The sequence below is a fragment of the Carboxylicivirga sp. M1479 genome, from assembly GCF_007097485.1.
In the GTDB taxonomy this organism is placed as follows: Bacteria; Bacteroidota; Bacteroidia; order Bacteroidales; family Marinilabiliaceae; genus Carboxylicivirga.
On sequence record NZ_VKDE01000020.1, the window covers coordinates 35,016 to 56,046 of the forward strand.

General features: G+C 37.4%; 19 protein-coding genes and 2 tRNA genes. 4 read left to right on the forward strand and 17 right to left on the reverse strand.

Annotated elements, in window-relative coordinates; genetic code table 11:
* Positions 1-11: 11 nt before the first annotated feature.
* From FNN09_RS13140 to FNN09_RS13195, 12 genes are all read right to left on the reverse strand, one after another.
* Positions 12-1,496: a carboxypeptidase regulatory-like domain-containing protein gene (locus FNN09_RS13140; RefSeq protein WP_143302830.1), complete on the reverse strand. Its 1,485-nt coding sequence runs from the start codon at positions 1,494-1,496 to the stop codon at positions 12-14.
* An 8-nt stretch (positions 1,497-1,504) separates the two neighbouring features.
* Positions 1,505-2,896, reverse strand: a complete 1,392-nt coding sequence (locus FNN09_RS13145) for a CsgG/HfaB family protein (protein ID WP_143302831.1) — start codon at positions 2,894-2,896, stop codon at positions 1,505-1,507.
* Between the two features lie 63 nt (positions 2,897-2,959).
* Positions 2,960-3,361 (reverse strand): curli production assembly/transport component CsgF, encoded by a 402-nt coding sequence (locus tag FNN09_RS13150; RefSeq protein ID WP_143302832.1) that lies wholly within the window; start codon positions 3,359-3,361, stop codon positions 2,960-2,962.
* Positions 3,362-3,372: 11 nt separating this feature from the next.
* A complete protein-coding gene (locus FNN09_RS13155; protein WP_143302833.1) occupies positions 3,373-3,900 on the reverse strand; it encodes a CsgE family curli-type amyloid fiber assembly protein in 528 nt (175 codons plus the stop codon).
* A 5-nt stretch (positions 3,901-3,905) separates the two neighbouring features.
* On the reverse strand, positions 3,906-4,583 hold the full coding sequence (locus FNN09_RS13160; RefSeq protein ID WP_143302834.1) for a hypothetical protein: 678 nt from the start codon (positions 4,581-4,583) through the stop codon (positions 3,906-3,908).
* Positions 4,584-4,742: 159 nt separating this feature from the next.
* Positions 4,743-6,506 carry a hypothetical protein gene (locus FNN09_RS13165; protein WP_185968988.1) on the reverse strand — a complete coding sequence of 588 codons (1,764 nt, stop codon included), beginning with the start codon at positions 6,504-6,506 and terminating at the stop codon, positions 4,743-4,745.
* Positions 6,507-6,548: 42 nt separating this feature from the next.
* Entirely contained in the window at positions 6,549-7,334 is a 786-nt protein-coding gene (locus FNN09_RS13170; protein ID WP_185968989.1) for a hypothetical protein, read from the reverse strand.
* 448 nt (positions 7,335-7,782) lie between these two features.
* A complete protein-coding gene (locus FNN09_RS13175; protein WP_143302836.1) occupies positions 7,783-9,141 on the reverse strand; it encodes a sigma-54 dependent transcriptional regulator in 1,359 nt (452 codons plus the stop codon).
* Positions 9,142-9,440: 299 nt separating this feature from the next.
* Positions 9,441-10,913: a sensor histidine kinase gene (locus tag FNN09_RS13180; RefSeq protein WP_143302837.1), complete on the reverse strand. Its 1,473-nt coding sequence runs from the start codon at positions 10,911-10,913 to the stop codon at positions 9,441-9,443.
* A gap of 155 nt (positions 10,914-11,068) precedes the next feature.
* Positions 11,069-11,557, reverse strand: a complete 489-nt coding sequence (locus FNN09_RS13185) for a flavodoxin (RefSeq protein WP_143302838.1) — start codon at positions 11,555-11,557, stop codon at positions 11,069-11,071.
* A gap of 57 nt (positions 11,558-11,614) precedes the next feature.
* The gene (locus tag FNN09_RS13190; RefSeq protein ID WP_143302839.1) at positions 11,615-12,259 is read right to left on the reverse strand and encodes an O-methyltransferase; all 645 of its coding nucleotides are present in this window, start codon (positions 12,257-12,259) and stop codon (positions 11,615-11,617) included.
* 2 nt (positions 12,260-12,261) lie between these two features.
* Complete coding sequence (locus tag FNN09_RS13195; protein ID WP_143302840.1) at positions 12,262-13,482, reverse strand: pitrilysin family protein; 1,221 nt, start codon at positions 13,480-13,482, stop codon at positions 12,262-12,264.
* A 179-nt stretch (positions 13,483-13,661) separates the two neighbouring features.
* Between FNN09_RS13195 and FNN09_RS13200 the strand changes: the two genes are divergently transcribed.
* Both FNN09_RS13200 and FNN09_RS13205 read left to right on the forward strand, forming a co-directional pair.
* Positions 13,662-13,737: transfer RNA gene (locus tag FNN09_RS13200), tRNA-Phe, on the forward strand.
* A gap of 107 nt (positions 13,738-13,844) precedes the next feature.
* Positions 13,845-13,917, forward strand: a tRNA-Phe gene (locus tag FNN09_RS13205).
* Positions 13,918-14,018: 101 nt separating this feature from the next.
* Here the strand turns inward: FNN09_RS13205 and FNN09_RS21590 are convergent.
* The 5 genes from FNN09_RS21590 to FNN09_RS13230 all read right to left on the reverse strand — a co-directional run bounded on the left by FNN09_RS21590 (position 14,019) and on the right by FNN09_RS13230 (position 18,982).
* Entirely contained in the window at positions 14,019-14,327 is a 309-nt protein-coding gene (locus FNN09_RS21590) for a transposase (protein ID WP_366520169.1), read from the reverse strand.
* A gap of 141 nt (positions 14,328-14,468) precedes the next feature.
* Positions 14,469-15,536, reverse strand: coding sequence for a nicotinate-nucleotide--dimethylbenzimidazole phosphoribosyltransferase (gene cobT, locus FNN09_RS13215; protein WP_143302841.1), 1,068 nt, complete (start codon positions 15,534-15,536; stop codon positions 14,469-14,471).
* The gene (gene cbiB, locus FNN09_RS13220; RefSeq protein ID WP_143302842.1) at positions 15,536-16,480 is read right to left on the reverse strand and encodes an adenosylcobinamide-phosphate synthase CbiB; all 945 of its coding nucleotides are present in this window, start codon (positions 16,478-16,480) and stop codon (positions 15,536-15,538) included. The genes cobT and cbiB overlap by 1 nt, the downstream gene beginning before the upstream one ends.
* Positions 16,480-17,532 carry a histidinol-phosphate transaminase gene (locus FNN09_RS13225; protein WP_185968990.1) on the reverse strand — a complete coding sequence of 351 codons (1,053 nt, stop codon included), beginning with the start codon at positions 17,530-17,532 and terminating at the stop codon, positions 16,480-16,482. Before FNN09_RS13225 ends, cbiB begins: the two co-directional genes overlap by 1 nt.
* On the reverse strand, positions 17,501-18,982 hold the full coding sequence (locus tag FNN09_RS13230) for a cobyric acid synthase (protein ID WP_143302844.1): 1,482 nt from the start codon (positions 18,980-18,982) through the stop codon (positions 17,501-17,503). The genes FNN09_RS13225 and FNN09_RS13230 overlap by 32 nt, the downstream gene beginning before the upstream one ends.
* Before the next feature lie 182 nt (positions 18,983-19,164).
* On the opposite strand from FNN09_RS13230, the gene FNN09_RS13235 reads away from it, so the two are divergent.
* Together FNN09_RS13235 and FNN09_RS13240 are read left to right on the forward strand one after the other, a co-directional pair.
* Positions 19,165-20,157 carry a DUF3667 domain-containing protein gene (locus FNN09_RS13235; RefSeq protein ID WP_143302845.1) on the forward strand — a complete coding sequence of 331 codons (993 nt, stop codon included), beginning with the start codon at positions 19,165-19,167 and terminating at the stop codon, positions 20,155-20,157.
* 142 nt (positions 20,158-20,299) lie between these two features.
* Complete coding sequence (locus FNN09_RS13240; protein WP_143302846.1) at positions 20,300-20,884, forward strand: DUF3109 family protein; 585 nt, start codon at positions 20,300-20,302, stop codon at positions 20,882-20,884.
* The last annotated feature ends 147 nt before the right edge of the window (positions 20,885-21,031 follow it).

Sequence of the window (21,031 nt, forward strand, 5' to 3'; positions counted from 1 at the left end):
CAACAAGCTATCTATCTCCATTCTGGCATCTCGGCATTCTCGAAATACAATTCACGATTACTACCATCGACATCCATTACATATATGTCTTTCTGTCCTGTTCCGGTATTAGATGTATTAACAAATATCATTTGCGATCCATCAGGCGAGTATATTGGCTGTAAATCATTAGTACCATTTACTTTATTACCTCCCGAGAGATCAACCACTTCACCACTTGAAATATTATAGGTATAAATTCTCGAATCAAACATACGCCCATAAGGATCATCCACATTGGCATTATCATGGGTATAAACAACATGCTTCCCATCTATACTAAATGACGGCCACTCGGTACGCCCGTCGGCATTATCAACTATTAAAGTCTGATCACTACCATCGTGATTCATTAAATACACTTCACTATCGTAAATGTTGACACCACGAGTTTGCACTACAATTTTATTAGAGTGTTGAGTCCAATCAACAAAAACATAATTACGCCCTGCCGGTGCAGTTGAAACAGAAAATAAACCACTACCATCTTTATTTATTCGATAGAGTTTATCGTAGTGACAGAACAAAACCTGATCACCCGTTGGAGACCAGCAGAAACCAGCACCTGAGTGATGATTACCATCAACTGGCAAAGGTGAAATCCTTTTAGTAACCTGATCCTCTCCATAGGTTAGGAAGATGTAATTTTGAGAATTATAAGTTGCAGAATAGATCACCTCGTCAGTTACTGGGTTCGCTCTTGGAAAACGATTCAAAATAGTCTCATTGGTCATTCGGTGTCTCGAACCTGCTTGCTCTATAGAAAGGTATATTTGTGCATCATCAGGATTAACAAACATGAATGGCAAACTCGAGCTACTAATCGTTCTAAAGTTCCAAAAGTCGCTTTGACCTATCTTCTCGTCGTTTTTTTTTGCTACAACAGTCCAAGAATGGTTTTTCGAATAACTTAAATTTTCGGCTACATAGAATGTATCCACTAAATCTTCTACATAAATTACTGGATCAACCGATTCTGGTGTACGTACTGTTAACTCAAAATTGATGTCGCTTGAATCACTTACTCCAGAATACCCCCAAGAGAAAGTGATTGGAACTCCAACTTCATCTTCATTTTGAGCAGGTATTGGACTATCAAATTTAACTGTATTCGCAGCTAAATCCCCATCCTCTAATTGCATTATAATTTCTGTTACCTCATTGGGTCTAACTTTAACAGCCAAAGAAGAATTTGCATACTCGTGCTTTGAAGCCGATACTACGTAATCCCCTTCCTCTAACTCATCTAAAGTAAATCGACCATTAACATCAGTCTTTACAGAGCGACTAGCAGGATTAGTGGTAATTAAGGCTCCCTCTAATGGCATCCCTTCTACCTTACTCTCAATAACACCACTTATAGTTCCATAACTCTTGTTTTCAATGCCATCCTCACAAGAGGTTATCAAAAACAACGCTGCGACAATTACACAACTACTTAAAATATATTTTATCATTTGATCTATTATTTACGTTTTAGCAAAGTTTTCTTATACCAGCCACTACCTATTTGATAACTAACACCAATATTTCCCTCCCATAACATATCGTTATAACTTCCTCGTACTAAACCATCCAAATCATCTCTAGCAAAGTACTTGTTACCAATCGCCACATTAATCTTCACTCTTTTGGATAGAACATAATCAAAGCCAAAGGTTCCGCTGCCATATGAATAGGTATTTTTCACGGCAGTGTCATCTGCCATATACTTATTCGTAAGCACTCCATATCCAATAGATAAATAGGGGCTCACTCTTTCATTTGGCAACAAATCAAAACGAAAAGATGGTGTATAGCTTAGAAATTGATTATTTCCAATCACATCACTATCTAACTGGCCATAGTTTACTTCTTGATTAAAGGAAATAACAGGCGATAATCTTAAGTTCACATTTAATCCAGCCGTATAGCCCGCATTAGATCCTTCAATATCAACATCTGAATACGCAAAGCCACTCACCAAACCAATAGATAACATACTTTCTCTATCATCGAAACGACGTCCTAAATGATCAATTTCAGCATTCTCCTTTTTTTCACTTAAATAATCATTAGCTACTTGCTCAATATACGCCACATTGCCACTTGAATTCCATAAACCATCAACAATCCCCTCAACAACTAAACCATAAACTGCCTTTTCAATAGCCTCTGTTACTGCCATTTCAGAGGGTTCGTTATAGGTTATACCTGTTTCAGCTTCTAAGAGGCGCTTAAACTTGACATACCTAAAAACTGAGAAATCTATTTTTTGAGATAAAATAGATTTAGTACTATATACAGTTTTTAAGATTTCCCCATTTTTAGTAGATACAGCTCTCAGATAAATACTAACCCGATCTTCACGATACTGCCCTGACGCTCCCGCACCAAAATATCTCAGGCCAGCACCACCTGTACGTACGTTTGTTTCGTATGAAATAATACCACCTTCCAAGATAATACCTGCAAATAACAAAGGACTCAAGGCAGTTTGCCCCTTACCCTCGTACGCGGCTAAAGTATTTGTAATAATCTGTCTCTCTGCGCTTAAGTTCCCAAGATTCTCTCTTTCCAGTGGTCTAAACCAGCCTGATTCCTCCAATGATCGAATAAGAATAGTAGTAGCTCCTTGGGTTACAGCTGTTGACCAACTTGAGCCATATTCTGTCGGCTTATACTGACCTGTTTGGTCTCTAAATTTATAAACAGCAGCAACCAACTTTTCTTGGGGCGGAGGCAAGCTTTTTAGCTCAGCATGAAAAGGTGTTTCAGCACCCAAGCGCGCAGGCTCAGTTTTTTGAGTCTGATGAATTGTTGGACTACACCCCCAAACGAGTACAACAACCAATATCTGTGCGAGGTATATTCTCATTCTAAAAATCTTTATTTTTTCTTTCTATCTACCAATTCAGACATCGCCAAACAGGTAATACTTCTAGTTATTTGGAACAGTAACACTTGTCTGTCCACCATTCACAACATCTAAGATCGAAACATTAACACCTTCAGCTCCTTCTCCAACTTGAATATGGTAATCACCAACATCATATACCCCTGGTTGTAAATCACCATCACCAAATTGATCTTGTACTAACTTTCGGCTTAGTTGATACAAAATTTGCCTATTTAAATCCTCTTGAAAACTAGCTAAAGGATCATCATTAGTTATCGCATCAGGATCTTTAAATGTATCCTGCGCTTGCGCCTGACTTAATAACCAAGAATAATTGTAAGTATCTCCTCCAAATGCTGGGTTTATAGGCTTATAAACAAAATCCTGAGAATAAGCGGTCATACCAAATAACAAACCCAAACCAACTAATACCAATAACTTCATATCCAATTGTTTTACTTATCGTTTTGCAGTTTTTTCTGCTGCTCAATAATGGCCCTTTGGGCAATAATTTCCTTATATATCTGCTGCTGCACAATACTCACAGCTACTTTTGCCATTGCCTCCACTTCATCATATCGTCGCCTCATCATTTGCTGATATAACAATTGCTCCCTTAAATACACTTCAATAACCGTATTATTTAACTGAAACGGTCTCTCCTTCACTTTTACGTAATAATTACGATACCCTTTTGGCTTTTGCCAATACGAAAAAAACAGTTCATAAAACTCGCGACCAGACTTTGACATGGTTTCATCCATGATGATTCCGTCAATTTCTAAAGTCGCTGGTTTTACAAGCTGTTGTTTTCTATTCTTCTCGGCTTCTTTAACCTGCCGATCATATTCTTTTACTAAATCAATTATCGCCTGTGGCACCTCTTTTCTTACACTATCCTGCTCCGTAGAGTCATTACTCTGACACAGCGCAAAACTTTTTATAAGAAAACTATACAAGACAATTACTATCCATTTATACATACATATCAGCGATGTTCGACACTTGCTTTTGCAGCATTACCCGTTTGCTTAATGTCTATTCCCCTATAACCAAAATACTGATTATATTCTAATTCATGTCCATTACCTTGTTGAACAACAGTTGTTGGCTGCTTATTTACATCCACAATATAATGACCACCTACCACTTTATTACCATTACCTTGTTGGCGAATATTTACATCATAATTAGAGCCTAGAGTATTTGTTGTAACAGAATTCCCTTTCCCTTTTTGTTGGATCGTAATATCATTCTTAGAACCCAACGCAATTGTATTCTTAATGGAATTACCGTTACCTCTTTGGGATAAACTAATATGATTATCATTTCCTAGCAACACATTATTAGTAATAGAATTTTGTTTTCCACGCTGCTGAACATTAACATTATTTTGATGCCCAACACTAACGCTTTCTACTTTATTTCCATTACCTTTTTGCAATACAGCGGTAACATTTTCATGACCATACTGATCAATAAAAGCTTCATGTCCTGTGTTTTGCTGGGAAACAACAACTGAATTATTAGTTCCTACTTGTTGAATAAAAGCAAGATTTCCCCGCTCTTCTTTTTGATGCCCTTTATTTTTTGGCTCATCCTTAGACTGTGCCGATAATAAACCAAGCACTAGCACAAATGATAGTAGAAAATATACTCTTTTCATGGCATCGTTTCTTTTATGAGTTAATAAAATTACTAAAAAAAACTACTTACAATAAAAAGTTTGATAACCTACAGTAAACTGTAGATGAACAAAGAAATTTCCATTATAAATAAAAAATTGAAGGAGCAAAATCTGCTCCTTCAATTACTTTTATAGAACCTATGGCTGCACTACATTTCCACTTTGAAGTACTGTAGCCGAATGATTTGAACCTGTTTGAGAAATAGTTCCCATATGACCACCATTACCTGTTTGGTCAACTAAGGCATTATTATTACCACCAAATTGTTGAGTAATAATAGCAGTATGATCATCACCTGACTGCTGAACCATAGCGGTACTTCCTGATTGTAGATACTGGCTAATTTGAGCATCTAAATTAGAACCACCAGCTACACCTTGAATACCTTGGTAAATAGTTGCATCATTGCCACCACCTAGAGTTTGTAAAATACCAGCTGTTGAACCTTCAACACCCCATCTTTGCCATACATATGCTTCTGACTCATTTTCCATTGCCTGTGCAACACCAGCAATGTTACCATCACCAACCTGCTGAATAGTTATTTTCGACTTGTAAGTCATCAGTTGACCAGTAATTGCTAAGTTATCATCACCGGCTTGAATAACTGCTGTTCTAGACATTTCTGACATGGCTTGGCCAACTAGGGCTACTGAAGTTTCTCCAGTTTGACGTACACCTGCATAATTTTTAGAACCACCATACTGACCAATTGCTGCAACGTTCAATTCAGAACCATCCAATTGCTTAACAACAGCTTTATTACCATAACCATCAACTTGACCTACAGCAGCCACACTTGCAACACCAAACTGCTCAACATCTGCTACCTCAAACGAACCAGTTTGCGTTACAACACCAGCATTATAAAGACCTTTTTGATGCACAGTTACATCACCATCATTACCTGACTGATTAACCCATGCAACTGCAGAGTATCCTAACAAAGCTTCTCCACCTTCTGCATCTTGAGTTACTTTTGCTGTATTATTTGTTCCTGTCTGATCAACCCATGCTCCTAATAAATTACCATTCTGCTCAATAAGTGCATCGTGAGATTCTCCACTTTGAGAAATAGAGCCTAAGTTATCTAAATCACTTTTTCCCCAATTGGTTTGCTGATCAATCTTTGCTACGTTTGACTCTCCAACTTGAGTAATACCAGCATAGTTATCACTTTCAGTTTGAATAGTTTCTGCATCATTACCTGTACCAGTTTGGCTAATTTCAGTTACATTACCACCTTGAACTCCATTTTTATCCTGGTAAACACGAGCATCATTTGATTCACCATCCTGATAAACAGTAGCATCTTGACCATCACCTTTTTGATACACATCAGCATCATTGCTTAAACCCATTTGATCAACATCAGCGACATTTTCACTACCACTTTGCCAAACATAAGAATCATTTGCTTCCCCATCTTGATAAATATCAGACATATTCAAATTGCCATCCTGTAGAGTTTTGGCAACATTACCTTCTCCATCTTGATAAATTGTAGATGTATTTTCAACATCTCTTTTACCAATATTGCTCTCTTGATCAATTTCAGCAACATTAGACGTTCCCATCTGAGTAATATAACCTTTGTTATCATCTTCCGACTGAAGAATTGTGGCATCATTACCAATTCCTTCTTGAGTTACGTTACCAACATTACCACCAGCAACCGTTGCAATATCTTGTGAAACCAAAGCAGTATTAGATGTACCTGTTTGCACAACCTCTGACTGCTGAAAATCACCAGCTTGGTTCACATCAGCTTGATTAAGATCACCCGACTGAGTAATTGTACCAACATGATTAACACCACTTTGAACTACATTTCCATTGTTTTGTGCGAAAGCAACAACTGCTAAAGCGCTAAGCGCCACACTAAAGAGTAACTTTTTCATGATTATTTGTTTTAGGTAAAACATTAATTATTAAATATTTATTTATTGTTTTTGCTCTACTAAAGCATTATTTCTATTTCCAATTTGTATCGTTGTACTTTTATTTCTATCTCCTTGCTGATCAATATTCGCCACATTACCCTCTCCTAGCTGAAGAGCATTCATCATATTGCCGGCTCCTTTTTTCTGCACAACACTTGCCTTATTGGATACTCCTATTTGAGTGACATTAGCCTCCTGGCTCTTTCCATATTGATCAATGTCAGCCATATTACCTTTACCACCTTGATAAAGGGCAGCTTTACTATTAACTACGTCTCCACTTCCCATTTGATAGATATCACCAACATTATCCTCTCCCACCTGGGTAATAAAGACCTGGTTACCTCGGTAATACTGTTTTACTTTTGCTTTATTGGCAACTCCTCCTTGAATAATTGTGGTTTCATTACCTCCTCTATTGTATCGATCTTTTTGAATCAACTCTACTTCGTTACCAACACCTACTTGCAAAACATTATTACGATTACCTACTCCCTCTTGCTTCACATTAAGCAAATTCATCTGACCAACTTGTGACTGAAGACTTACGTTATTATTCCCACTACTATTAACTTCAGCAACATTGCTTTTTCCATATTGAAGGGTAGTGTTCTGGTTAGCATCTCCACTCTGAAAAAGGTTAGCCATATTTAAAGTACCAATCTGAGCATTTACTAATTGGTTGTTAGTACCTTTTTGCTCTACACGTGAAGAGTTAGATACTTGAGAATATCCAACTTGCGACAAGAGCATAAGACTTAATATTAATAATGTGTGTTGTTTCATTTCTGAAATCATTTTTAGGTTGCTTGTCATATAACAACAGATGTGCCAATACATTCATTAGACTGATTAATAGATACATAGCCAAAGTAAAGCAAGAATGAGTACTATACAACCGACCATTTTTGGTCATCATCCAAAAAAACATGCAATCCAAAATCACATTAAATACCTATATATGTGATGCTTAAAATTGTAAAATAACACAATCAGCTTTCTGACCTAAATCGGCCACTACCTACTTTATTTATTAATTACAGAGGAAAAATTCAACTAATCCATTTTTTCAGCAAAACGTAAAATAGGATAGAAACACTCTATTCAAAGACTAAAATGGAAATTTTATTGACGAATGAACTTGCACAAAACAAAGAGTAAAAAAGACCATTCTAGACTGTAGTGATCTCCACATTTTTTGGGACAAAAAAAAAGCGACCAAAAATGGTCGCCTCTATTCTATTCCGTGTTTTTTAAGCTTTCGATTGAGAGCTTGCCGTGTAATATTGAGCTTTTCAGCAGTATGGGTTTTATTATGACTACAGGCTTTCATCGCCTTCAGAATAGTTTCCTTCTCCACGGTTTCCAAGCTATAATCATACCCATCACCAATGCCATTATTAGTCTGTTCGGTAAAATTTAAATGCTGTGCTTTTATTACATTAGAGTCACACATTAATATGGCACGTTCAATTAAGTTTTTAAGCTCTCGAATATTCCCAGGATAATGATGATTTACCAACAAATTCATTGCTTTTGAGTGCATACTAACAATTCCTTTGCTATGAGTCTCGGAAAACAACCGAACAAAATGATTTACTAAAACAGGAATATCTTCATTTCGCTCACGCAATGGGGGAATATGAATATGAAAGGAATTTAATCGATGGTACAAGTCTAAACGAAACTGACCATCTTCAATCATTTTTTTCAAATCCTTATTCGTGGCACACACAATTCGCGTATCAACATTAATAACATCATGTGATCCAATCCGTGTTACTTTACGCTCATCTAAAACTCGCAGCAACTTAGATTGCAAAGCCAAATTCATATCTCCAATTTCATCAAGAAATAAGGTTCCTCCGTTAGCTCTCTCAAACCACCCTTCATGATTCGCTAAAGCACCTGTAAAAGCACCTTTTTGATAGCCAAAAAATTCACTCTCAAATAAAGAATCCGGTATGGCAGTACAATTAACTGGATAAAATGGTGTACCACTTCTCTCACTCATACTATGAATACCGCGTGCAATCAACTCCTTACCACTACCACTTTCTCCTGTTATCATTACGGAGGTTGCATCTGCTTGCGCTACCCTTTTCATTAAGGTATTTATTTCTTTAATCGACTGACTAACACCTATAAACTCGATCCCCCAATGTGCTTCAAACTTTTTTCTAGACTCCTCTAATTGACGATCAGCCACATAGTTTTTAACACGAAACTGCTTATAACTCTCACACTTTTCAATTGCAGCCCTTATATCTTTAGCTCTAAATGGTTTTTCAATATAATCGCGAACACCTAACTTAACAGATGCAATGGCATTTTTAACACTGGCTTGCCCTGTAATTATAATCCCTTCAATATCAACATATCGCTCTTTAAGGTCTTGAAAAATAGACAAGCCATCTTTACCAGCCAGATTTATATCGAGAATAGCTAACTTGGGAGTACGCTCCAGCTTGGTAGCAACAAATTGATCCCACGACTCAAAAGCGCAAACTTCAACACCATCAAGCAAAATACTTTCCTTAATCTCTTGCCTAAGCTCTACTTCATCCTCAAATAGCAATATTGAATATTTCATGTGATTATATTTTGTTTTTTATTGCCACATGGAACTCTCAAATAAATTTAATCATCCTCCTGTGTGAAAATTTAGATAATCAAATTTACATGGTCATTTCATCTGTTTATAATTTTGTTTTAATTGCCATATGGAACTCGCCAAAATCATTTATTCTCATGGCTTGTTTCATAATAATCTAGCAATTACCAGTCATCGCTTTATCACTTCACATTGCAAATCTTCTTTTTACTCTTTGGCGACAATATTCTTAATGATAAAATTTAACTGGTTATGGTTCGTTGATTTGCTTAGTATAATTACTGATCAATTTCTTTAATCATAGGGAACGAGAGTGTTGTTTTAAAATATTTTCCATAAATAGAGTCAACACTTAGTGCCCCATTCATTTTACGCATGAGATTGTTAATAATAAACAAGCCTAAACCCGTTCCGCCGATATCCTTTTTTGTTGTGAAGAATGGCTTGAAAACATTCTCAACATCTTCACTTTTAACGCCCAAGCCATTATCGATAAAAACAATCTTTATTAAATCATCTTCAATCTTAAATACAACTTTAAGCTTTGGCTTAAATCCTGATTCTGCAGCTTTTTTCAGCTGTAAAGACTGCAAACTGTTGGTTAGAAGATTTACAAAAACCTGTTCTAATTCATTCTCCGAACCATTGATCTTAATGTCATCCAAATGACTTACGACCAAAATTAAGCCATCAACTTGCATATACCTGACATCTTCTAAAGCACAATTCAGCACCTTACGAACATTCACAAGGTCATCTCTACGATCTGGCACTGTTGAAAATAATTTCATCTCATCAATAATACCTCGCATACGAGAAATTTGCCTTTGAATCTGCTCTGTCTTTGACATTAAATAGGCCTCATCAACTTCCCCTCTACTCCAACGATCAATCATATTATCAATCTTCAGGCTTAAATGCGTTAAGGGCTGATTAAGCTCGTGGAAAATACCAGAAGCTATTTCGCCCAAGGATTCCAAGCGGTTTTTCTGAAGAAGTTTTATTTCATAGGATTTATTGATTTCAAACTCATCCTGCACCTGCTTTCTTAATTCCTGATTCTGATCTTCTAAATTTTGTTGAACCTCGATGAACTGCGTTAAGTCTTTTATGGCAGCTAAGTATAACTTATCATTCGTCAGCTCTAAGGGTATCAAGTTCAATAAAAACGTTTGATTATTCTCAGTTCCTTTAAAATGGCAAAGCACTGCTCTACTGTTAGCATCAGACTCAGTCATTTTTAAATAATCAAACTTCTCTGGAGAAAGTACATTCGTTTTTATAACGTCCTGAATATACACCGGCATTACAACTACAGGACTATCAATAAAGAAATCAATAAACAAGCGGTTAAAACGACTTATTTCGCCGTCTTTTTTAACAATCGCAATAGGATAAGGCAGCTTATCAATTGAAATACTCCCTTTTAACTTATCCTGCGGCTTTATATTTCCTTTTATTTCACACGCTCCGCCTTCATTCAAAACAAAAGAACACTCAACAAGGGCTAACTGACCTTTAACACAAATTGTTAGGTCCTTAACAAAAGGCCCATCCTCACTCTTCAGAAACTCCTTGTACATATCTAACAAAGCAGGCACAAGCTTTGCACTCCTTTGCTCATCAGGGATGGCAGAACACCAAGGTACATTCTCTCGAATAGAAGACATTTTTCCATTATTATCAATTATATAATAGAATGCTTCCAAGGGGAACGATTCGGCACTAATTAAGTGATCATTTAGATACATACAAATAACATCATCTGTTCATTGAACAAATAAAAGTATGTCGAATAAATTAATAATACAGGAAAAATTGATTTACGGCTACTTTCCTAAGACTATCGTAGAATTTTCTTAGACAAACAATCAATCTAAAGGTACTTAATAATAACTAAAGCTCTCTAAAATGGCAATTGCTTAACCCAGTTTCGAATTCTTGAATCGGACAAATCAGGCTCATTATCTTCATCTAAAGCCAGACCAACAAATTCCTCTCCGATTACGGCTTCCGATTCTGAGAAATCATATCCTTCGATAGAGGTTTTTCCTACGACATTCCAGCCTTTATCAACCAGCAACTGATATAACTTACCCATTCCATTACAGAAAGTATCCGGATAAGTATGCTGATCTCCCAAGCCAAAGAGTGCAAAGGTTTTTTGCGACATATCCAAAGACAACAAAAGGTCAACAAACAACTCAAAATCATCTTGTAAATTACCTATACCCCAAGTTGATGTGCCTAATATCAAATGATCATATTTGAGCAACTGACTTCCCAATAAGTCATTAACAGGAAGACAATCGGCATGAGGTAATTCCTTACTGATTTTTTCAGCAATAAACTGTGTATTACCAAGAGAAGAACCAAATAAAATTGCTGTTTGCATATTTTCAAATATTATGTCGCATTTAGATATTGAAACACCAATCTGCTAAAAAGGTTCTTATTTTTTACGAATCATAAAGATACCATCTCTAAAAGGTAGAATCACTTTCTCTACCCGGGCATCATTTTTAACCATTTTATTAAAGGCCAATATCTCTTGAGTATAAGCATCATTCGGCGGTACTTCCTGAACAACCTTGCCATCCCAAAGGATATTATCAGCCAAAATATAGCCTCCATTATTTAACTTATCCAGCACCAAATCGTAATAAGCACTATACTGTCGTTTATCTCCATCCATAAACACCAGGTCATACTTCTTATCCAAGTGGGGAATTACATCAAGAGCACTGCCAATATGCAGGTTAATGACTTGCTGCATTTCTGCTTTTTCAATAAAGGAACGAATAAATGGTTCATTTTCATCATTTAGCTCAATGGTGTCAATACACGCATCCTTATTGTTCATCCCCAAAGACATACTAATAGCCGAATATCCAGTAAATGTGCCTATTTCCAACACATTTACAGGCTTAATCATTTGACAAAGCATTTTTAGAATTTGGCCTTGTAAATGCCCGCTTAACATGCGAGGCTGTAACATTTTTATATGCGTTTGCCTATTCAACTCTTTTAACAACTCATGCTCCTCGTCAATGTGCTCCAGTATGTATTGCTCCAGGTCGATTGATAAATTAGTCATGACTACTTATAAATTAAATATGATAGTTTGTTAGGGTTAAATATTTCGTTGGCCACATCCTGTAAATCCTGAGCAGTGATGCTATCAATTTTTCGATACACATCTTCCAATGGATCAACTTGATTGTACAGCAAGTAACTTTTTCCGATGGCCAACATTAAGTTTTCACGATTATCATTTGAAATGGCTATTTGACCTTTCATTTGCCTCATTGCTTTATGCAACTGCAGGCTACCCAACTGTTTGTCGCGAAGATTTTTCAACTCACGATCGATGATATTAAATGATCGAATCAGGTTCTCTTCATCCGTTCCGAAGTAAATATTAAAAACGCCTGTTCCATAATAAGGCACATAGCTAGATTCAACATTATAAGCTATTCCATTCTTCTCACGCAAGGATAAGTTGAGCCTTGAATTCATACCTGGCCCACCCAATAAATTATTTAACAAATGAAGATGCAAACGCTTATCGTGCTTAAAGTCATAAGCCACATTCCCCATAATCACATGACACTGATGTGTATCCTTTTCGAAAGTTTGGGACTCGGGAACATATGTTTTTACTGGCGGACGCTTATAGGATCTTACATTCTCCTCAACCTGTCCAAAATATTTTTCAAGCCACTTGATAATCTTTTTAAAGGACACATCCCCAACAGTACAAAAAACCATTTGATCGGTATTGTAGTTCTTTTTCATGAACTGACGGATCATGGCTTCATCAAACTTCTTTAATTGCTGTTCGGTGCCTAAGATATTTCGCCCCATGGGGTCATTCTTAAACAGCATCTCTTCAAATTCATCAAAAATAAGCTCTGCAGGACTATCTTTATATGAGTTTATTTCATCTACAATAACTTCTTTTTCTTTGGCCAATTCCTTTTCCGGGAAAACAGAATTAAAGGTTATATCATGAATTAACTCAATGGCTCTTTCAAAATCTTCTTTTAAGAAAGAAGCATAAATACAGGTCTCTTCCTTGGTGGTATATGCATTTAACTCTCCACCCACATCATCTAATCGACTTAAAACATGGTAAGCTTTTCGCTTTTTTGTGCCTTTAAAAATAACATGCTCGATAAAATGTGCCATACCGTGCTCCTCCACTTCTTCGTCACGAGAACCCGTATTAATTGTCAGACCACAATAAGCTACAGCCGACTTATCTTGCTTATGAATGATGCGAATGCCATTTGGCAGAGTATGTATTTGATATTCCATTAATTTTTTTTGAGGGTGCAAAAATACTAAACATCAGGCAAATTCACACACTTGACAAAAAAAAGCAACACTAAAATTTAAAAAATATTTTTGCGGTCTAAAATCTTTGCCTATATTTGCACCGCATTTCGGAGGAAATGTTGCTAAAAGCCCCAATACGTGGGGTGTTTGCGAAGATTGGTGCCATAGCTCAGTTGGTAGAGCAACGGACTGAAAATCCGTGTGTCCCTGGTTCGATTCCAGGTGGCACCACCAGTCATAAGGCTGATTTTAGGGTTTATTAATAAGCTGTGGGGACAGCTTATTAATCCAAGGGTAAAGGGTTATTGTTTATGTTATTTTTACTTCGGTGAAAGTAACTGGGTGCCATAGCTCAGTTGGTAGAGCAATGGACTGAAAATCCATGTGTCCCTGGTTCGATTCCAGGTGGCACCACCCAAGCAATAGAAAAGGGAGTAACGAAAGTTATTCCCTTTTTTTGTATCTAAAAATTCATCATTGATTAGGATCAGAAGGATCAGAACCAAATTCTGGGTCTAGGCATAAATTTTACAGAGTCTATACAGGAAAAACTTCACATCGCTCACACCTCTAAACTGCCGACGAAATTCTTTGATTTTAGCATTAAATGATTCTGCGGCTGCATTGGTGCTTCTGCCATTAAAATAATTGATAATGGTATCGCGATGCGCTTCAAAGGTGCGTCTTATTGTGGTAAAAGCATCTTGAATCAGATCTCGTTTAATTATAATTTGATTGGTATCACACAAATTAAACTCCAAGCTTTCTTCGGTACTTCTTTGATGCTTGGTTGGGTCTTCATCGGGTCTGCTTCGTACCTGCATCGTACCTGCATCGGTACAACTACGCTCCCAGCGAGGTTATACCGGAGCAGACCACTAAATGGTACGGAGCAGTTAGTACGTAAGGGCGACACACCCAACTACAACAACCACTATTAGGATAACAATAAACATTTTGAAGTTCTACTCGATGCGGATACCATCATTCGCTGTATTATAAATTGCTGCTTCATCAAAAGAGGTCATTTTATTTAACATCGCTACAGAACCTTTAATTATCGAATAGGCAACAGCCGATCCAGTACCTTCTCCTAATCGAAATCCAAGATCAAGAATGGGCTCTCCCTGAAGAAAATCAACCATTTTCTTGTGCCCCTGCTCCTGCGACTGGTGAGAAAAAAATGCATAATCAACCACCAAAGGATCAATAGCGTGCGCCACTAGCAAGGCTGAAGTTGTTATAAAACCATCGGTAATAATCAACATCTTTCTTGCCGCAGCCTCCAGCATACCTCCTGCTATCGTTGCGATTTCCAGGCCACCAAAGCGCGCTAAATTAACAATGGGATCATCACTTATTCCATGCTTCTGAATGGCTTCTTTTAACACTCTGGCTTTCTTCTTCACTCCTTCTACATTCAAGCCAGAGCCAGGCCCAACACATTCTTCTATTGGATAATTAGCAAAGACCGATAATAATGCAGAAGCAGGAGAAGTATTACCAATACCCATCTCTCCAAAACCAACTACATTTGTGCCCTCCAAAGCCAAGCTAGCCACAATTTGTCTACCGTTTTCGATAGCAAGCAAACACTCTTCAATTGTCATGGCTGGCTCGTGCAAAAAATTACGAGTCCCTTTTCGCACTTTGGCGTCAATCAAATTCGGATGCGGTTTAAAATCAAAATCAACCCCAGCATCCACGACCTTTAGCTCAAAGCCATATTCACTGGAAAAGAGCCCAATGCCCCCACCTCCGTTTAGGAAATTCAAACACTGCTGCCATGTTATTTCAACAGGACAAGGACTAACTCCTTCTTCACAAATATGATGATCAGATGCCACCGTAAGCATACTTGGCTTGCTTAGCACCGGATTTAGCGAGCCTTGAATTAAACCTACGCGCTTGGCTATTTGCTCCATTTGTCCTAGCGATCCAATGGGTTTTGCTTTTTGATCAAGTTTATATTGTAAAGCCTCAGCCAATGACTCTTGAAGTGGCTCGACGTTAAGGTTATTTAATTTTATCATTACGTTAGAGTTATCCATTTAATTGCGATACACAACAATACACTTACCAATGTTACCAAATGATTGATACGTGCCGTTTTTTGCGCATCGTTCAGTATAATTTCACGATCACTATTCCCAATAAATGGTTTGTTGAGCACTTGCCCATGATAAGTATTGGGCCCGCCAAAGCGTACATTTAAGATTCCGGCTAAAGCAGCCTCGGGAAAACCTGCATTTGGACTACTATGCTTATGACCATATTTGAACACAAAGCGAAAGCCATTTATGGAACCGCCCAGAACCACCATCAATAAGGCGGTAATGCGCGCAGGAATGTAATTAGCAATATCATCGATGTAAGCTGCTATTTTCCCGAATAAGAAATACTGCTCATTTTTATAGCCTATCATTGAATCTAGTGTGTTAATCATTTTATAGGCCATCATACCAGGGATGCCCAACAACGCAAACCAGAAAATGGGCGCCACAACGCCATCACTTAAATTTTCAGCCATTGTTTCAAGACTTGCTTTTTTTATCTGTTGCTCTGTTAATTGCGAAGTATCACGTCCAACTATTCGAGCCAATTGCTTACGCCCAGCTTCTAAGCCATCGTTATTTAAAACCTTAAAAACCGCGACTCCTTCCCTTATTAAAGTTCTATTGGCCAGGCCATAAAAAAAGAACAGACCAGTTAACAAACTGTACAAAGCAACCGAATGCAGCAAACTATAATGCATTAGCACTTGAAAAAACACAAAAACAAAACCTATTAGTATTAAACTAACCAAGGCCCCTTTTATCAAGCGCCATCGCCCATAATTAAACTGATTATTTGAGCAAGTAATCATCCTACCAAAGTAAACAATTGGGTGCGGCAAAGAAATGGGATCTCCAACTAGCAAATCAAGTATATATGCAATAAAAACGGCGATTATCAAGCCAATTACATGCTCTTCCATTAGGCAAAAATTTCGTTAAAAGCATTAACCAAAAGTGCATTAGAAGCCCGCGTTAAACTGGCTACCCGAATATGGTATTCGCTTAATGTTCTAAAATTGGATGCATCTCGAATTAACAAACCATACTTCTCAACCAACAAGTGCTTTAACTCAGCTGCCTTCATGGGTGTTTTTAATAAAAAGAAACCCGTTGAGGAACCCTGCACTTCTACCTGATCAATGGTATTTAATTCAAGCATTAACTCGCGCGATAAGCTCAAATATTGCAAAAGGCTATCTTCTGATATCAATGGATTCTTTAGCGAAAACTCTCCTGCCTTTAAGGCCAAACTGTTAACCGACCATGGCGGACGATAAAGTGCAATTTTTTGAACAACACTCTGGTGCCCCATTACATAACCCAAACGCAAACCTGGCAAGCAATAATTCTTGGTCATTGATTTCAAAATCAAGAGATTCTTATACTTGCCTATATATGCACTTAAAGTTACCTCTTCCATACAAAAATCAGCATAAGCCTCATCAATAACGAATAAGGTTTGTGGGTTTTGCTTTATAATACTCAATAAAACATCGCGACCAAACACTTGTCCCGTGGGATTATTTGGGTTACACAACCACATTAGGCCTTCGGGTGTATTCATCGACTCGGCGATAAAACCAGCACCACAATAACTAATATGGTGCTCAAATATTTGACATGCATGCTCGTACTCCGAAAAGGTAGGAGTAACAATGCGACTCGATGCTTTTTGGTAAGCCTGGGCAATTAGGTAAATTGCCTCTGCCGTGCCATTACACAGCACAATTTGATCGGAGGAAACATGCCAATTGTCGGCCAATTGCTCTGTTAACGATTCTCCATGCAGTTGCGGATAATTGGCAACACAATCTATTTCTGCTTGTAAAAGCTGTATTACTTTCGGATGCGGCCCCAAATACCAGGTATTGGTACTGAAATCTGCTTTAATTTCATTGGTATATCGATAAGCATCGTTACCGTGGGTAAACTGCCCTAAGTTACTCATCTGCATTAAGCCTTGCATTTTCATAAATTGCATTTACATTGATATGCTTTCTTAAATGGTCGGCCAAGCGGTTATATTCATGATCCTTAAATTCGGCATATGAAAACTCCTTAACTTTCTCATTTGTATATGGCAACAATACTCGGTCGATAACATTTTTATTATCTAATACACCATGCATATAAGTCCCCCAGCACTTATCAGAGTGATAAATACCATCGGTATGACCATCATTGGTTTTAATTAAGGGTTGCGCAGAAGCCGCAACTTCGCTTAGCCCCATATGAATTTCGTAACCACTACATAAGGAGTCATCGCTAAGAAATTTAAACTGCTGCTGAACAGTTTTCTTATCCTTGGTAATGACAGTTTTTAAAGGAAGTAAACCTATTCCCTCAATATGCTTTACAGATCCCTCTATCTCGTCAGGATCAGATATTTCAATACCCATCATTTGATAACCTCCACAAATACCCAGCACCGTTTTCCCATTCTCGTGCATTGACTTTAACAAGGGAGGTATATTTTTTTCCTTTATAAAGAGTAAATCCTTGATGGTACTTTTTGAACCTGGCAATATTACAATATCTGCCTTTTGAATCTGTTCAACATCATCGGAATAGAAAAGATGAGCTCGCTTATCAAAACCCAAAGCATTAAAATCGGTAAAATTGGACATCTGAGGTAATTTCACAACAGCTACATTCACTTTGCCCTCAATGGCGTAGCTATTTCGCGTGTCAATAACAACGGAATCTTCGTCTTCGATATAAATATCTTTGAAGTATGGAACGACTCCTACAACTGGCACACCCGTCAGGTTTTCAATCATATTTCGGCCCTCATCAAACAAACGCACATCGCCACGAAACTTATTGATAACAATACCTTTTATAAGCTTTCGCTCTTCATCATCTAACAACATAATGGAGCCATAAACACTGGCAAAAACACCACCTCTATCAATATCAGCTACCAAATACACATCAGCACCAGCTCGTGCCGCCATGCGCATATTAACAATATCGCGTTTCTTAAGATTTAATTCCGAAATGGATCCTGCTCCCTCCATCACAATGGGCGAATAACAGCTACTTAATCGTTCAAAAGCAGCAAAAGCCTCATCAAACAAGCGTGCATTATCATCCTTGCGAAAGTACTCATAGGCCGAACGGTTACCCACTGGCTTACCATTCAGTATTACTTGGGACATCATTTCTCCACTCGGCTTAAGTAATACTGGGTTCATGTCGGTTTGACAGGCAATACCACAAGCCTCAGCCTGAGTTGCCTGCGCACGACCAATTTCACAGCCATCGGGCGTAGCATAACTATTCAACGACATGTTTTGTGCCTTAAACGGTGCTGGCTTATAACCATCTTGCGTTAGAATACGGCAAAACCCAGCGTTAACAACGCTTTTACCAGCATCAGAGCATGTACCAACAAACATAATTGGCTTTAGCTTTCTCATTTAAAAAGGGGTTAAAATTTTGCCAAATATAGCAATTATAAGCAGTTCGATAACATCAAAACAAAAGACATTACTAGTAGCTATAAACATTTAAGAAGCTCTTTTTTTTAGACTAATTGTTTAAACATTATTAAACAAAGAATTATATTTAAACCCGTTTGTAACCTCATCCAAGCAAAATCATGAGTACAGAGCAAAGCCCTATTGAACCAGAACTTTTATCTTGCCAAAATTGCGAACATCAGTTTGTTGGGAAATTCTGTCCCAATTGCGGCCAGTCGGTTAAAGAACTGGAACGCCCCATTCGTTTTATGATTGCGGATTTTATGGGCACCATAATTACCTTTGATACCCGCTTAGTTAAAACCCTGGTAACCATTCTTTTTAAACCAGGCTTTTTAACCATTGACTTTTTAGCTGGACGACGTGCTCGCTACATGCCACCGTTTCGCTTTTACCTCTTCATCAGTTTTGTTATGTTCCTGTTGATGTCGGTAATAACCAACAAATCCATACACAATGGTAATACCAATATAATTGGCGATACAACTAATACAAAAGAGGAAATCACGGCTGTTGTTGACTCAATAAAAAACAGCAACGACTCTATTTATGTTGCCACACGAGAAGCTATTACCAGTGAATTGGATAGCAGCAACATAAGCATGGAAGACATTGACTCGGTAGATAACTTTATGTCATCATTTGAAAATGTGATGGACCAAGTGGAAGACAAAGAATCGAAGTATGCCAAAACCGTTAAAATGATTCGGGAGTACCCAGAATTATACATCAATAAACTGTATCAATTCATCTCTTGGTCACTCTTTTTATTCATGCCTATTTTTGCATTTTTCCTATGGATATCATTTTATCGAACTAAAAAACTTTTTATTGGACACCTGATTTTCTCACTAAACATCCATTCATTTATTTTTACAATAACGGCCATTGTTATGGTGGCCAACCTCATTTTTACCAACTACTCCATTGCATGGATTAGGTACCTATACCTGCTGGTGCCAATTTATCAGGTTATTGGTGCCAGACGCTTATATCAGCGAAAATGGCGAAACACATTTTTTAAAATGACTTTTGTTTGGATGATGTACGGCTTTGTTTGGATTTTAGGTCTGATTATTATTGCGACCCTCTCGTTTTTTGGTCTAAATTAATAAGCTCACATACAAATACGCTGAAGAAAATATTACGATGACCAACTCAGAGAGTAATTCAACAGCTGTACAATAAATTTCAAATCTACTTTTCAGCTATTTTTCTATCTTTGCACCTCAAAAATTAAAAGACAAAATTTAGATGATTCAGATTGACGATAAGATAATTAGCACTGATATATTTGAAAAACGATTTGTTTGCAATCTGGACAAGTGCAAAGGAGAGTGTTGTGTTGAAGGCGAATCAGGCGCTCCGCTTGAGGATGAAGAAACAAGCATTCTGGAAGAAATATACGAGATTGTTAAACCATATCTGAAACCCAAAGCCATTGAAGAAGTTGAGAAACAAGGGAAGTGGGTTATCGATTCTGACGGCGACAAGGTAACACCAATCATTAATGGCAAAGAATGCGTCTATACCTATTTTGATGAAGATGGAGTATGCAAATGTGCCATTGACAAAGCCCACCAGGAAGGTTTGATTGATTTTAAAAAACCGATCTCTTGTCATTTATATCCTATCCGCATTACAAAATACCCAGACTTTGAAGGCTTAAACTACCACAGTTGGCATTTATGTGGACCAGCACGCGAATTAGGAACTAATTTGGGTGTTCCAATTTATAAATTTCTGAAAGAGCCATTAATCAGAAGGTATGGACAAGCTTTTTATGATGAAATGGAAGATGTGGAACAAACACTAAGACAACAAGGTATTCTTAAATAAATTATCACCCACAATTAATAGTGCATTTTAAGATTAGGGTCTTTAATTGAGCGGAGTTGTAATGGCTTAAAAACGATTCTGACTATCAGGACACCACCACTTCAACTCTACTCAATAATACGAATATGAACTATTATTCCTATCGCT